The 12,468-nt window shown below is 65.7% G+C and carries 16 protein-coding genes; 8 read left to right on the top strand and 8 right to left on the bottom strand.

Going from position 1 to position 12,468, the window contains the following annotated elements; all coding sequences use genetic code 11:
• A partial coding sequence (locus tag ACIQ2E_RS06990; protein ID WP_398328114.1) for a hypothetical protein occupies positions 1-869 on the top strand: 869 nt, incomplete at its 5' end.
• Between the two features lie 30 nt (positions 870-899).
• Positions 900-1,382, top strand: a complete 483-nt coding sequence (locus tag ACIQ2E_RS06985) for an HXXEE domain-containing protein (protein WP_398328111.1) — start codon at positions 900-902, stop codon at positions 1,380-1,382.
• Between the two features lie 10 nt (positions 1,383-1,392).
• Here ACIQ2E_RS06985 and ACIQ2E_RS06980 read toward each other — a convergent pair whose 3' ends face one another.
• The 4 genes from ACIQ2E_RS06980 to ACIQ2E_RS06965 form a co-directional block, all read right to left on the bottom strand.
• Entirely contained in the window at positions 1,393-2,100 is a 708-nt protein-coding gene (locus ACIQ2E_RS06980) for an SDR family NAD(P)-dependent oxidoreductase (RefSeq protein ID WP_398328108.1), read from the bottom strand.
• Between the two features lie 16 nt (positions 2,101-2,116).
• The gene (gene gorA / locus ACIQ2E_RS06975) at positions 2,117-3,478 is read right to left on the bottom strand and encodes a glutathione-disulfide reductase (RefSeq protein WP_398328105.1); all 1,362 of its coding nucleotides are present in this window, start codon (positions 3,476-3,478) and stop codon (positions 2,117-2,119) included.
• Positions 3,479-3,579: 101 nt separating this feature from the next.
• Positions 3,580-3,753, bottom strand: coding sequence for a hypothetical protein (locus ACIQ2E_RS06970; RefSeq protein ID WP_398328102.1), 174 nt, complete (start codon positions 3,751-3,753; stop codon positions 3,580-3,582).
• 129 nt (positions 3,754-3,882) lie between these two features.
• Positions 3,883-4,188, bottom strand: coding sequence for an ArsR/SmtB family transcription factor (locus tag ACIQ2E_RS06965; RefSeq protein WP_398328099.1), 306 nt, complete (start codon positions 4,186-4,188; stop codon positions 3,883-3,885).
• A gap of 178 nt (positions 4,189-4,366) precedes the next feature.
• Here ACIQ2E_RS06965 and ACIQ2E_RS06960 point away from each other — a divergent pair, with 178 nt between their 5' ends.
• The gene (locus ACIQ2E_RS06960; protein ID WP_398328096.1) at positions 4,367-5,641 is read left to right on the top strand and encodes a glutathione S-transferase family protein; all 1,275 of its coding nucleotides are present in this window, start codon (positions 4,367-4,369) and stop codon (positions 5,639-5,641) included.
• Positions 5,642-5,644: 3 nt separating this feature from the next.
• Here ACIQ2E_RS06960 and ACIQ2E_RS06955 read toward each other — a convergent pair whose 3' ends face one another.
• The gene (locus tag ACIQ2E_RS06955) at positions 5,645-5,818 is read right to left on the bottom strand and encodes a hypothetical protein (RefSeq protein WP_296367879.1); all 174 of its coding nucleotides are present in this window, start codon (positions 5,816-5,818) and stop codon (positions 5,645-5,647) included.
• 78 nt (positions 5,819-5,896) lie between these two features.
• Between ACIQ2E_RS06955 and ACIQ2E_RS06950 the strand changes: the two genes are divergently transcribed.
• Both ACIQ2E_RS06950 and ACIQ2E_RS06945 read left to right on the top strand, forming a co-directional pair.
• Positions 5,897-6,448: a DUF2808 domain-containing protein gene (locus ACIQ2E_RS06950; RefSeq protein ID WP_398328092.1), complete on the top strand. Its 552-nt coding sequence runs from the start codon at positions 5,897-5,899 to the stop codon at positions 6,446-6,448.
• 136 nt (positions 6,449-6,584) lie between these two features.
• A complete protein-coding gene (locus ACIQ2E_RS06945) occupies positions 6,585-6,995 on the top strand; it encodes an AraC family transcriptional regulator (RefSeq protein ID WP_398328089.1) in 411 nt (136 codons plus the stop codon).
• Here ACIQ2E_RS06945 and ACIQ2E_RS06940 read toward each other — a convergent pair.
• Complete coding sequence (locus ACIQ2E_RS06940; protein WP_398328086.1) at positions 6,992-7,420, bottom strand: SgcJ/EcaC family oxidoreductase; 429 nt, start codon at positions 7,418-7,420, stop codon at positions 6,992-6,994. The genes ACIQ2E_RS06945 and ACIQ2E_RS06940 overlap by 4 nt on opposite strands.
• A gap of 48 nt (positions 7,421-7,468) precedes the next feature.
• Between ACIQ2E_RS06940 and ACIQ2E_RS06935 the strand changes: the two genes are divergently transcribed.
• Both ACIQ2E_RS06935 and ACIQ2E_RS06930 read left to right on the top strand, forming a co-directional pair.
• On the top strand, positions 7,469-8,125 hold the full coding sequence (locus ACIQ2E_RS06935; RefSeq protein ID WP_398328083.1) for a ParB-like protein: 657 nt from the start codon (positions 7,469-7,471) through the stop codon (positions 8,123-8,125).
• Between the two features lie 37 nt (positions 8,126-8,162).
• Positions 8,163-8,627 carry a universal stress protein gene (locus ACIQ2E_RS06930; RefSeq protein ID WP_398328080.1) on the top strand — a complete coding sequence of 155 codons (465 nt, stop codon included), beginning with the start codon at positions 8,163-8,165 and terminating at the stop codon, positions 8,625-8,627.
• Here the strand turns inward: ACIQ2E_RS06930 and ACIQ2E_RS06925 are convergent.
• The gene (locus ACIQ2E_RS06925; protein ID WP_398328077.1) at positions 8,618-10,117 is read right to left on the bottom strand and encodes a peptide ligase PGM1-related protein; all 1,500 of its coding nucleotides are present in this window, start codon (positions 10,115-10,117) and stop codon (positions 8,618-8,620) included. The genes ACIQ2E_RS06930 and ACIQ2E_RS06925 overlap by 10 nt on opposite strands.
• 96 nt (positions 10,118-10,213) lie before the next feature.
• Here ACIQ2E_RS06925 and ACIQ2E_RS06920 point away from each other — a divergent pair, with 96 nt between their 5' ends.
• Entirely contained in the window at positions 10,214-11,536 is a 1,323-nt protein-coding gene (locus ACIQ2E_RS06920; protein WP_398328074.1) for a DUF2252 domain-containing protein, read from the top strand.
• Here the strand turns inward: ACIQ2E_RS06920 and ACIQ2E_RS06915 are convergent.
• On the bottom strand, positions 11,533-12,468 hold a 936-nt coding region (locus ACIQ2E_RS06915), incomplete at its 5' end, for a carbohydrate porin (RefSeq protein ID WP_398328071.1). The genes ACIQ2E_RS06920 and ACIQ2E_RS06915 overlap by 4 nt on opposite strands.

Genomic DNA, 12,468 nt, shown 5'->3' with positions numbered 1-12,468 from the left:
CTGCTGAACGCCGCACGATCGAAGCGATCCGCGATCACCTGGCCCACCACCCTCAGATCGATCTCGACACGCTCGCTCCGCTCAGCCCGGAAGCGTTGGCTGAGCAGCTGAGCGATCCGATCTGGCGAGCCCGCATCCTGCGCGGCATGACCGTGGTGGCCCTGATGGATGGCGCGCTCAACGACGAGCGCCTCGCCTACCTGCGCCGCGCCGCCAGAGCTCTGGGCGTGGGCGAGGAGGTGGTTAACACCTATGCCAACCTGGTGCATGAGCGCATGGGCCTGGTGCGGCTAGACATGGCGCGCCGTGGCTTCCTGGCCGGGGCGGTGCGTGACTTCCTGGGCCGCGGCCGGCTTGAGGCGGCCATGGAGCTTGCCCGCTATGCCCTCAAGCAGAGCGATCCTGCCCTGGCCGCCCGCTACCGCGCCCTCGGCGACCTGCCGGAGGGGACCCTGGGGCACGCCTACATCCAGTTCATCTCCAGCAATGGCTTTTCGGTGCCGGGGGAACCGGGTGGTCCGCCGCCGCCGATCGCCCGTCACGACTGCATGCATGTGCTGGGTGGCTACGGAACCACGCCCGCCGAAGAAGGCGGGGTGGCCGGCTTTCAGGCGGGCATGAGCCGCGACAGCGATCCCTTCTTCTCGATCCTGCTGGTGCTGGCGGAATTCCAGCTGGGCCGCTCGGTGGTGCCGATTGAAACCGGCGACCATCAGCACGACCTCGAACCCGAGGTGTTGTTCCAGGGGGTGGAGCGCGGTCTGCAGGTGAACCACAACCTGATCGGCGATTGGGACCTGTTCGCCGACGCTGCTGTGCCCGTGGAGGAGCTGCGCCAGCGCTACGGCATTCCGCCGCGCCAGTGCTGATCACTTCTGTCTTTTCGTTGATTTGTCGCCATGAACGAGCGCTTCGATCCAGGCTCGCCGTTGGGCAAGGCCATCTTCTGGCTCTGTCTGGTGGCCTACGGGCTCCACGTGATCGAGGAATACGACCTGGGCTGGAAGCCCTGGGCGGAGCAGGTGCTGGGCCTACCCGTGACCTGGGGCGACTTCTACATCACCAATGGCTTCGGGGTGATTCCGTTCGGTTTGCTGGCAGGTGGTGTGGGTTGGCAGGTGCCAGCGGCGGCTTTGCTACTGCCGGGCTTGATGTTGGTGAATGCCGTGGGATTTCACGTGCTGCCGGCCTTGCGCACCGGCCTGTATTCACCGGGTCTGATCACGGCGATTCTGTTGTTCTTTCCTTTGGCGGGGTGGTGTGTGATCACCGCCTATCGCCACCACCGCAAGGCGCTGTTCCTCGCCATGCCGCTCTCGGTGCTGTTCATGGCGTTCCCGGTGGTGATCCTGTTGCTCAAGCCGGTGCTTGGCTATAGCTGAGCGGCGGGGCTCACGTCTCCAGGCTGCAGCTCACCGCCAGCTCAAACGGCACGCAGCTGTTGGGCAGCTCCAGCAGCTGCGCGGTGAGCGCGGCGATGTCGCCCGGTTGGCTCATCGCCTCTTTTGGCATGGCATTCACGGCGGCGGCCATGTCGGTGTTCACCCAGCTGGGGCAGATCGCCGTCACGCGGATGCCCTGCTCCCAGCCCTCGTTGCGCATGGTCTGGCAGAGGCCCATCAGGGCGAACTTGCTGGCTGTGTAACCGGCCAGGCGGCCTTTGGAGCGCTTGCCGCTCATCGACACCAGCACCACGATCCGTCCGCAGCCGTGGGCGGCGAGTTGGGGCCAAGCGGCTCGGGTGAGCCACCACGGACCCATCACGTTCACATCCCAGAGCTGCTGGATTTCGTCTTCCTGTCCGTTTTCGAACAGCAGCGGCACGCGGGAGAACACGCCGGCGCTGTGGATGAGGGAGTCGATCGTGCCGAACTGGCGCGCGCTCGCCATCACCCAGGCTTCGGCCGAAGCGGGATCTTCGGCGTTGTAGGGGTGCAGAAGCACGTTGGGGTGATCCAGGGCAGTGCCCTGCAGTGCCGCCATGTTGCGCACGCCAAGGCTGAGGCGGTGACCATCGGCGAGCAGCCGCTCGGCGATGGCGCGGCCGATGCCGCGGCTGGCGCCGCTGATCAGGACGGTCCGGGGCGAGGAGACAGGCATCAGCGACGGCGCTGCTTCAGTTCGGCATGGTGACGAACTCTTCCGCCACGGTGGGATGCAGGGCCATGGTGCGGTCGAAGTCGGCCTTGCTGGCGCCCATGCCGATGGCGATCGCCGCCATCTGAATGATCTCGGCGGCGTGCTCGCCCACCATGTGGCAGCCCACCACCTTGCCGCTGGCCAGCTCCACCACCAGCTTCAGCAGCACCTTCGGGTCGCGTGCCGGTAGCGCCTGGCTCATCGGCCGGAAGCGGGCCCGGTGTACCTTCACGCCATCGGCCCCGTAGCGCTCGATCGCGGCTTCTTCGGTGAGACCCACACCGGAGAGTTCCGGCTGGGAGAACACGGCGCTGGCAATCAGTTCGTGATCCACCTGGCGGGGTTTGCGGCCCCAGATGGTGTCGGCCAGGGCACGGCCCTCATCCACGGCCACAGGCGTGAGGTTCACCCGATCGGTCACATCACCCACGGCGTAGATATGGGAGACATTGGTTGCCTGATCGGCGTTCACCGGGATGCGATGGCTTTCGATTGCCACGCCGGCGGCTTCCAGATTCAGCCCTTGTAGAAAGGGCCGGCGGCCGGTGGCTAGCAACACACCGTTGCAGGGCAGTCGTTCGCCGCTCTGGGTGATCACCGTGAGATCCCCCGGCGTGCCCTCGATTGAGGCAGGACTGTGGGTAAGGCGGATGTCGATCCCATCGGCTTCCATCGCCTCCTGCACAGTGCGGCTCGATTCGAGATCGAAACCGCGCAGCAGGTGATCGCCACGCACCAGCTGGGTCACCTGCACGCCAAGGCCATTGAGGATGCAGGCGAATTCGCAGGCGATGAAGCCGGCGCCCACCACCACCACCCGCTCGGGTAGCCGCTCGAGGTTGAACATGTCGTCGCTCACCCAGCCCAGCTCGGCACCGGGGATCTCGGGGCGATGGGGGCGGCCGCCCACGGCGATCAGGATCCGCTCGGCCCGCAGACGCTGCAGTTCGGATCCGCTTGGATCCACCACGCTCACCGTGTTCGCATCGGCGAAACGCCCCCAGCCCCGCACAAGTTGCACCCCGGCATTCTCGAGGAAGCCGATGTGCAGTTGGTTGAGCCGATCCACCTCGGCGCGCACCCGTTGCAGCAGCACGGCGCTGTTGTGGGAGATATCCCCCACGCTCCAGCCGTAGCTGACGGCATCGTGGAGGTGATGGCGCATGGCCGAGCCGTACACCATCAATTTTTTGGGCACGCAGCCGCGGATCACGCAGGTGCCGCCCACGCGATCCCCTTCCACGATCGCCACTCGAGCGCCATAGCTCGCGGCGCGCTTGGCGGCGGCCAGGCCGCCGGAGCCGGCGCCGATCACCACGAGGTCGAAATACTCACTCATGCCGGAGGGAGGCGGATGGCCAACAGCTACTGCTCAAGCGTAACAGTATGACGATTGACGCATAAGCTGGTTTTGTTTTTCTGGGTGGTGTGCCGTTGGTTTCACCCTCCGAGCGCCTCGGCCACGGCCGGTGGTTGGAGGGCGGCGATCGCCTTGGCGAGGTCCTGCTCGGAGGCGATGTTGTTCTTCCAGAACTGCCAATGCAGGCCGTGGTGGGCGTACACCGCGTCGAACATCCGATCGATCGGGTTTTCGGCCACGGGATGGCCGAGCATGCCGGTCGTCTGTTTGGGGAGGGATCACGGCAGCAGCACCGGTCTCTCCAGGCTGTTCAGGCCATCGGTAGCCGGCAACCATGCAGGCCTTTGCCGTTACTCGACGCGCCTTCAGGCGTGAGCCGACACTCAGAGAATGGCTGCCAGGGCGTCGAGTTGTTGGCGGCGTGAGGCGAGCATCAGTTTCTCGGCCTGGGCAACCACTTTGAACACGGCCTTGTCGTTTACCTCGTAAAACACCAGCGAGCCCTGGGGACGCCGTTGCACCACGCCGGCGATGGTGAGCAACTTCAGGTGCTTCGACACCAGTGCCTGGCTCAGGCCGGTTTTGTCGACCACGGCGGTGACATTGAGCGGCCCGTTGCGCAGGGCTTCCAGTACGGCCAAGCGATTCGGCTCTGAGAACACTTTGAAATACTCGGCGAGGTGCTCCATGGCCGGGTGATCAGCGCCTGATCAATGTAGCCATCCACTGTGTTCTCGAGATCTTGTGATTGAGGCAACTGCATCAGAACAATGCCGTTGCCTCAATCTCAGCAACTCAGCCCTCCCGCGGCGCACGGCTGGTCTGAGCGATGCTGGATCCATGCATCCACTCGCCCCATCGATAGCTATGGCTGCGCCCCTGAGCTGGCAGCAGCTCGAGGAGCAATGCGATCCCTGCAGTGAGGCTGAGCTGCAGCAGCGGCGGGTGGAAGGCCCCACGAATGCTCAGGCTCGCCTGCGCCTGTTTGGTCGGTCGGAATCCGAGGTGCGCGTCACCCTGTACCGCGACCACCACGCCTGGTGCCCCTACTGCCAGAAGGTGTGGCTGTGGTTGGAGGAGAAGCGGATCCCCTACCGGGTCCGGAAGGTGACCATGTTCTGCTACGGCGAGAAGGAACGCTGGTTTAAGCAGATCGTTCCCTCCGGGATGTTGCCTGCCCTCGAGCTCGATGGTCATCTGATCACCGAAAGCGACCTGATCCTGCAGGCACTTGAGGAGGCGTTCGGACCCCTTGGCGAGGGGATGCAGGATCCCGATGTGTTTGCGCTGCGCCAGCTGGAGCGGCGCCTCTTTCGCGCTTGGTGCCAGTGGCTTTGCTACAGCGAAGGCGAAGGGCCGCAGTCGGCGCCAGCGCAACAGCACTTCGCGCGCATGGCCTTCCTGGTGGAGGAGGCGCTTGAGGCCACTGCGGGCCCCTTTTTCCGGGAGCACTTCGGCACGGCCGATGTGATCTATGTGCCCTATCTCGAGCGGATGAATGCTTCGCTCAGTTACTACAAGGGATACGGCCTGCGCACGCAGCACCCGGCGATTGATCGCTGGTTTGCCGCCCTGGAGCAGCGCAGCACCTACTTGGGCACCCAGAGCGACATTCACACCCACGCCCACGACCTCCCTCCCCAGATGGGTTGCTGTCTGGCTAGCGGTAGTGCCGAGCAGCAGCGGGTGGCGCACCTGATCGATCAGGGCCCCTGGCCCATCGATGCCATCGCCCACCCGGCTGTGGTTGAGACCCGCCAGAGCCCCCCGGCCACGGCCGTTCATGACGCGCTTGCCCGCATGCTCCGCCACCGCCATCGATTGTTGGAGGTGAACCCGGAAGGTGCAGCCCGCAGTGCCGCCGCTGGCCTTGCCCTGGATCAGGCCCTGCGTTGCGCGCTCACCAATCTGTTGCGCGACCCTGATCTTCCCCTGCTAGCCCCGCCGCCGGGCACGGCGGCGGGGCTGCGCTACTGGCGCGATCGCATCAGCGTGCCGCGTGACATGAGCCTGCATGCCGCCCGGCGGATGCGCAGTGCCCTGGAGGCCACCGCTGCGCTGGCCGGTGATCAGCAGGGGCCTGAATTGCCTCGGCAACACCGCCGTGATCAAAACCCACAGCCGTTTTTGCAGGCGGCCTGAGGATCAGCGCAGGTTGTGGCCTTCGCGCTTCGCCATCAGATAGCGCACCAGCTCCTCTTGCAGGGTGAGCAGCTCCCGGGTGCAGCCGCGGAAGGCAGCGCGGTGGCGGATTTCGTCGTGGCGCGTATTGAGGTCGCGCAGCATCAGATCGATGGCGTCGAGTTCAGCTCGGTTCATCGATCCTGCAGACAAGCCTCCTGACACTATCAACGGCCTGAACCGCCGCTACGTTGCGCCCAGGCTGCTGTTGGTTGGATGGCAAACCTCTGGATCGTGCCCGCTCTGCTGGCTGCGCCCGTTGTGGCCGTGCAGTTGGTGGCTGCGCCCGCTCAAGCCCTCGAGCTCGATGGTCAGACCTGGTTTGCCAGGCCCCCCTGGAAGGTGGCCTTCACGAACTACTACACCTATGTGGGGCAGACGGCCGCCACCTACTACTTCACGATCACCCTGCCGGATCAGGCCGGAGCGGGGTTGGGCGGCCTGGTGATCCAGCAGACCCGCGGGGTAGACCGCACCTTCCAGTTCGCTCCGGCTCGCACCCAGGCGTTCGTGGGGTTGCCGCGCCGGGAGGGAGCGGCGGTTCCGGTGCAGGCTTCGTTTGATCCTCAGGCCCGCCGCGTCACAGTGCAGTTCCCTCAGCCTCCGCAGCCGGGGCAGACGATCACGGTGGCCCTCAAGCCCTGGAACAACCCTTTCCAGGCCGACACCTACATGTTCTCGGTGCAGGCCCTGCCGGCAGGGCCCAATCCAGTGCCAGCATCTCTGGGTTTTGCCACGATGCCGATCTTTGATGGCATCAGGCTTTGAACTTTAGCTGCTGGGTTGTGCTGGCTCTGGTCATTCATGCGGATTCGGTATAACGCGCAATCTTGTGTTGTTCTTAACCGCTTAGAGCCGCTCAACTGCGTAGGTTGCACCGGATAGCGAACTCCCCGCCGGCTGAATGGCTCCTCGCTCCCTCATGCTTGCGGCCTCCACGGAGGATGCAGGCGTGATGGCTGAGCTGGCGGCTTATGTGGCTGAGCACTACGCCAGTGCGCTGCGTATGGCGGATCTGGCTCGCCATTGCCACGTGAGTGTGCGCACCCTGCAGAACCTCTGCCATGCCCACTGCGGCGAAGCTCCCCTGAAGGCCTTGCGCCGCTTTCGCTTGCAGAAATTGCATGGCCAGATGCACAGCCGGCCGTGGACTCCGCTGCGCCAGCACTACCTCGATTGCGGTCTCACCGGATCGCTGGCTGATCGCGATCTCTTCCTGGAGATGTATGGCTGCACGGTACGTGAACACCAGGATGCTTGCCGCTACAAGAGCTCCAGCGAACCGCGCCCTGCCCAGCTCAGCCAGAGCGCCTAAGCGCCGGGCATCAGCGAGGAATGGTGGTGCTGAATCTGCCAGCGTCCCTCATTGAACACATACACAAACGTGTAGCGGGCTTGCACCTGATGAACATCGGCAAAGCGGAAGCTGTAGGTGCCGGCGGCCATGGCTTCGTTGCAGCTCAGTTGGATGCTGCGGCTGTCGATGTGCCCCTGGGGCTCACCGGCCAGGAAGCCCGTGAAGTAATCGCGGATTCCGGCGGGGCTGGTGCGGGGCTGGCTCGAGAGGGTGGGCAGCAGCAGGGCGTCGTCGCTGTAGAGCGACACCACCTGATCGGGATCGCCGCTGCGCAGGGCGCTGTTCCACTGATCAAACAGCTGCGCCACTCCCCGGGGATCCATCGGCGCGCAGGCCTCAGCGGCCCGAGCAGGAAGGGCCCAGCCCAGCCAGAGCAGCAGCACCAGGCAGCCACTGAGCCACAGCCTGGTAAATCGGCTTAAGGTCGACGCATGGCGTTGCGGTTGCCCCCTTTTCAACCGTTGCCGGCACCCACCGGCGATGAGCTGGATCTGCTGGAGGTGCCGTTGCAGGCGCTGCAGCCCACCCAGCTGTGTGTGGGCATGGCTGAGATCCGCAGCCGCCAGCTCGATTTCGCCGCCGACGATGCCAAAGAGCGGCGCCGCTATCTCAAGCGCAAGCCCACGCCGCTGGTGCGCAGTGCCTCCGGCGAGCTGTGGATGGTGGATCGCCATCACCGGCTGCGGGCCTTGCTCGAGCTCGACCCCAGTGCCACCGCCTTTGGTTATGTGGTGCTGCAGCTGGATGTGTCCGAGCGCCACGCGGTGCTCGAGCAGCTGCATCAACGCGGCTGGCTTTACCTCTATGACGGCCGCGGCCTCGGTCCGCTCCACCCCACTGCGCTGCCCTCGAGCCTCAGCGGTACCCAGGACGATCCCTACAGGAGTCTCGTGTGGAAGCTCAAGCGCGAGGGCCTGGTGGCCGCTGCTCCGCTGATCCCCTTCCATGAATTCCGCTGGGGCGCCTGGCTGCGCAGCCGCAATCTGCCGCCGTTCAGCTCCGATCGCCTGGATCCCGCCCTGCCGGCGGCGCGGGCGCTGGTGCGCTCCCAGGCGGCTTCCCATCTGGCGGGTTGGATCGCTGTTTAGTACCTAGCGTTTTGGTAGAGGTTGCGCTGGGGTTGCCATGGTTCGTCATCTGCTGGTGCCGATCGACGGCTCCGAGCTCTCCGATCAGGCCGTGCGTGCTGCGTTGGCGTTGGCCAAGCAGAGCGGCGCGCGGGTGACGTTCTTCCACGTGCAGCCGAGCTACTACGGCCGGGTGGATGTGGCGATCTACGGCGAGGGCTTGGTGCTGGATCCAGCCCTGAGCGAGCAGTTCAGGCAGGCAAATGCCAGCTTCGCGGCCACGATTCTCGAGAAGGCCCTCGATCAGGCCAGGGCCGCAGGGGTGGAGGCCAGCAGCGACACCTGCGTGAGCCCGCTGGTGCACGAGGCCATCCTCGAGGCCGCGGAACGCCTGGGTTGCGATCTGATCGCCATGGCCTCCCATGGCCGCCGCGGCCTGGCGGGATTGTTGATCGGCAGTGAAACCCAGCGGGTGCTCACCCAGGCGCGGCTGCCGGTGTTGGTCATTCCGGCTCAGAGCTGAGCCTGCAGCTGGCTGGCCCGGGTGATCAGTCCATCGGCCGTGGCGCGATACACCGCTTCGGCTTCCTCGGCGCTGCGGCCAAAGCAGGTCATGCCGAGCTTGCCGTATTCCGAGAGGCAGCCCAGCAGGTGAAACACGCTGCCCCGCAGCCGGGCTGGGTCGTAGTGCAGGTCGGCTTCGGCCACGATGTCGATCAGATCCGCTGGCAGCAAACCCCGCAGTTGCGGCGCGGTGAGGTTGTCGGTGGCGCTGTAGTACACCGCCTGGCCGGTGGGTGCCATGAACAGGCCGGTGGCTGGATCCAGCCGACCGGTGGTGATTGCCCGCAGGGCCATCGTGGGATGCGTGGTGCCTCCCTGGCGCAGGTTCACTTCGATCGCCTGCAGATCCCAGCTGGCATCGATGCGGCGAGCGATGAAATCCACGGCGTAGCGCTCCAGTGCCCCTTCGGCGGCCAGGGCCTCCCCCACTGCCTGGCCGTGGCGCATCAGCTCCAGCCGGTAGGGCTCCTCGGCGGGGAAGCGGCAGCCGAGGTATGTCTGCCCGCCAACGCCCCCCAGGATCTGCTCATGGGTGGAGAGCAGCTCCACCCGGCCACCGGGGTGGATGGTGCCTTGCACGCTGGGGGAACTGAGGGCCTCACCTCCCTCCAGCCAGGCTTCCACCAGGGCCCCTTGCTGCGCCAGCAGCTCCTGCCAGAGCGCCGCTGGCATCGGCACGTGCTCCAGCGCCGCTCGGATTCGCTGCCGCCGCTCGCGGCTACTGAGCTCGGCCAGCTGCAGCGGTGCCAGCTCCAGGCAGGCATTGCCTTCGCCGCTGATCCCTTCATTCAGCTTCACCACACAGCGGCGCAGCTCAGGGTGCGCTTCCCACAGCTCGGCCGTGGCTTCCGCCAGGTCTGGCAGGTTGAAGGCGAGGTCGCTGCCGGGGGGATGGGGTACGCCGCAGCGCGCGAACAGGGCGCGGCTGCCGGCTTTGCTCCCCCAATAGCCCAGGGCCGGATCGGTGCCGAGCAGCGGCACCTGCAACACCTCCGAGAGGCGTTTTTCCAGCTCGGTCACCACAAAACAGCTGATGAAGCTGCGGCCTGGGCGCAGCAGATCGCGGATGCGGCCGAGCAGCGCGGGGCGCTCCAGCAGCTTGGCGGTGAGGGGTCGGTTGGAGGCGTCGTCGGTGTCGAACAGGTGCAGGCGCCGGCGAGCGTGGGAGGTGGGTACGCCCGGCATCAGCTCGAGCACCGCATCCACCACCAACTCCGGCAGCAACTTGCTGGTCACGTAGATGGCGCGCACACCGGGATCGCGCAGCCGCATCAGCGAAAACAGCTGCCGTTCCTCGTAGTGATGCGCTCCGGTGACCAGGGCCATCAGAGCCTGTTCCATCGAGAGCGAGGGCACCACCAGCACATCGAACTGGCCGCCATCGCCGTTGTGCTCACAGCCCCAGTCGGGTTGCAGTTGCGCCTGAAGCTCCCGGAATGAAAGGCCCATGAAGAAGTCGGTGAGACGTTGGGAAGAGATCAGTGCGGATCCACCACCGCCTCAATCTGGCTGCTATCTGGTGACTAGGGAGCTTTGTGGCACGAGATGGCAAGCCTGGAGGCCTGTCTGGAAATCTGGCAGCCCTCTGCCCAGCGTCCGGATCCATTGGATCTGCTGGAGCAGCAAAACGCCAACCGTCTGCCCTGGTTGATCGCTGAGCGCCACCGGCGCATGGCCAAGAGCCCCTTCGCCTGGTTCCGGGGCACGGCCGCTGTGATGGCGCGCGACTTGGGCGCGATGCCCAACAGCGGCTTGAGCGTGCAGCTCTGCGGCGATGCCCATCTGCTCAATTTCGGCTTCTATGCCTCACCGGAGCGCACGTTGGTGTTCGACATCAACGACTTCGATGAGACGTTCCCGGGGCCCTGGGAATGGGATCTCAAACGCCTGCTGGTGAGCCTGGTGCTGGTGGCCCGGCCGTTGGGCCTCGACCTTGAGGACCAGGGAACACTGGTGCGCAAGGTGGCGTCGACCTACCGCAAGGCGATCGCCGGCTTTGCGGCGATGCCCACGCTGGAGCTGTGGAGCACCCTGCTGCACGTGGAGCAGTTTGTGGAGGAACAGTGCAGCGGTTCCTTTCGCCAACACCTGCGAACGGCAGCCGCCTCGGCGCGGCGGCGCAGCGGCAGCCAGGCGGTGGCGCGTTACGGCGAATGCAGGGCCGATGGCGGCTGGCAGCTGCGCCACGAGCCGCCGTTGCTCTGGCGCCACCGGCAGGTGGATCCGAGCTTCTTCGCCCAGCCCGATCACGATCATGCGCTGGAGGTGTTGCTGGAGGGATATCTGAGCAGCGTGCAGGCCCATCGGCGTCATTTGATCCGCGGCTTCCGCATCCTCGATACGGCTTACAAAGCCGTGGGCGTGGGATCGGTGGGCACCCGCTGCAGCATCGCTCTGCTGAAGGGTCCTCATCCCGACGATCTGCTGCTGCTGCAAAGCAAACAGGCTCTGGCCTCGGCCCTTGCGGAACCGCTTGGGCAACGGCAAGCCAGTGCCAAGCAGCACCAGGGCCAACGGGTGGTGGAGGGGCAACGGCTGCTCCAATGCGTGAGTGATCCCTTCCTCGGCTGGACCACCACGCCGGGCCACCACCACGTGTATTGGCGGCAGCTGCGGGACTGGAAGGCTTCGTTGGCGGTGGAGGTGATGAAGCCTGAGGCGCTCAAGGCCTATGGCCGCTTGTGCGCGTCGGTGCTGGCTCGGGCCCATGCCCGCTCCGGTGATCGTTTCCGCCTGGCCGCGGCGCTGGAGGGGCAGAAAGCGATCGATCGCGCCTTAAGCACCGATGCCCTCGCCTACGCCGATCAGGTGGAACACGACCATGGCCAGCTGCTGCAGGCGATGGCTTCCGGGCGCCTCAGCAGTTAAAAGATCAGCTGGATCTGCATCCCGGCCGCCAGGATCCCGGGCACGGGTTGCTCGGCGCCGCTGGGGTTGAAGATCCACTGCAGCGAGGGTTGCAGATTGAGGCTTTGGTTGATCTGAATGCGATAGCCCAGTTCGAGCATGCCTTCGTAGGCGCTGCTGCTGAGTTGGTTGCTCAGCCCGCCGCGGCCCAGGCCCAGGAGAGCGAGATCCAAGGGGCGCCCGGGCAGGGGCCCTTGCACCACCAGGCCGCCGCCCACAAAGGTGGGAGCGAGCACTTTGGACGCATCAGGTGCATAGGAGGCGCCGAGCCAGAGGCGATCGCTGAGCCCCAGGGGCAACCCGGCAGGCACGGTCACGCTTCCATACACCCCGTTGCCGTTCTCGCTGGTGAGAAAGCCACCGAGGCTGAGCAGGCCATTGGGGAGTTGGTTCTCCACGCTCACCGGCTCCGGGCAGGGGCCGCGCCGCTGGCTCCAGCGCACCACACCCCACGCGGTGCGGCAGGCCGGCAAGGGCTGGGCGTTCATCGCGCTGGGCTGGAGATCCACCTGTAGAAACTGCGCCACACCACTGTTGGGCCCGATGCCGCCATCGCTCAGGCCGAGCCAGCGGGAGAGGCTGTCTGTGCTGCTGAGATCAAACAGGCCGTAGCGCAGGCTCAGCTCCGGGCTGGCGTGGGCCGTCACCACACCGCCAAAGGCGGTGTAGGGGTTGATCGGCAGGCCGGCCACCGTGATGTTGAGGGTGTTGTTCAAGGCCGAGTGCACGTAGTTGCCGAGCACCGGCACTTCCACAAAATCGGGATTGATCGGCAGGATGCCGGCCTTCACATTCAGCCAGCCCTCACCGTGCTGCCGCTGGATGGCGATTTCAGAGAGGTAGAAGCCGGCCGGGTAGGCCACCTGCTGCATCGGGAACAGTGCGCCGATGGC

The organism is Vulcanococcus sp., from assembly GCF_044369115.1.
Taxonomy (GTDB): domain Bacteria; phylum Cyanobacteriota; class Cyanobacteriia; order PCC-6307; family Cyanobiaceae; genus Vulcanococcus.
Note: the sequence above shows the minus strand (reverse complement) of the source record. Positions and strands in the feature narration are given on the sequence as shown.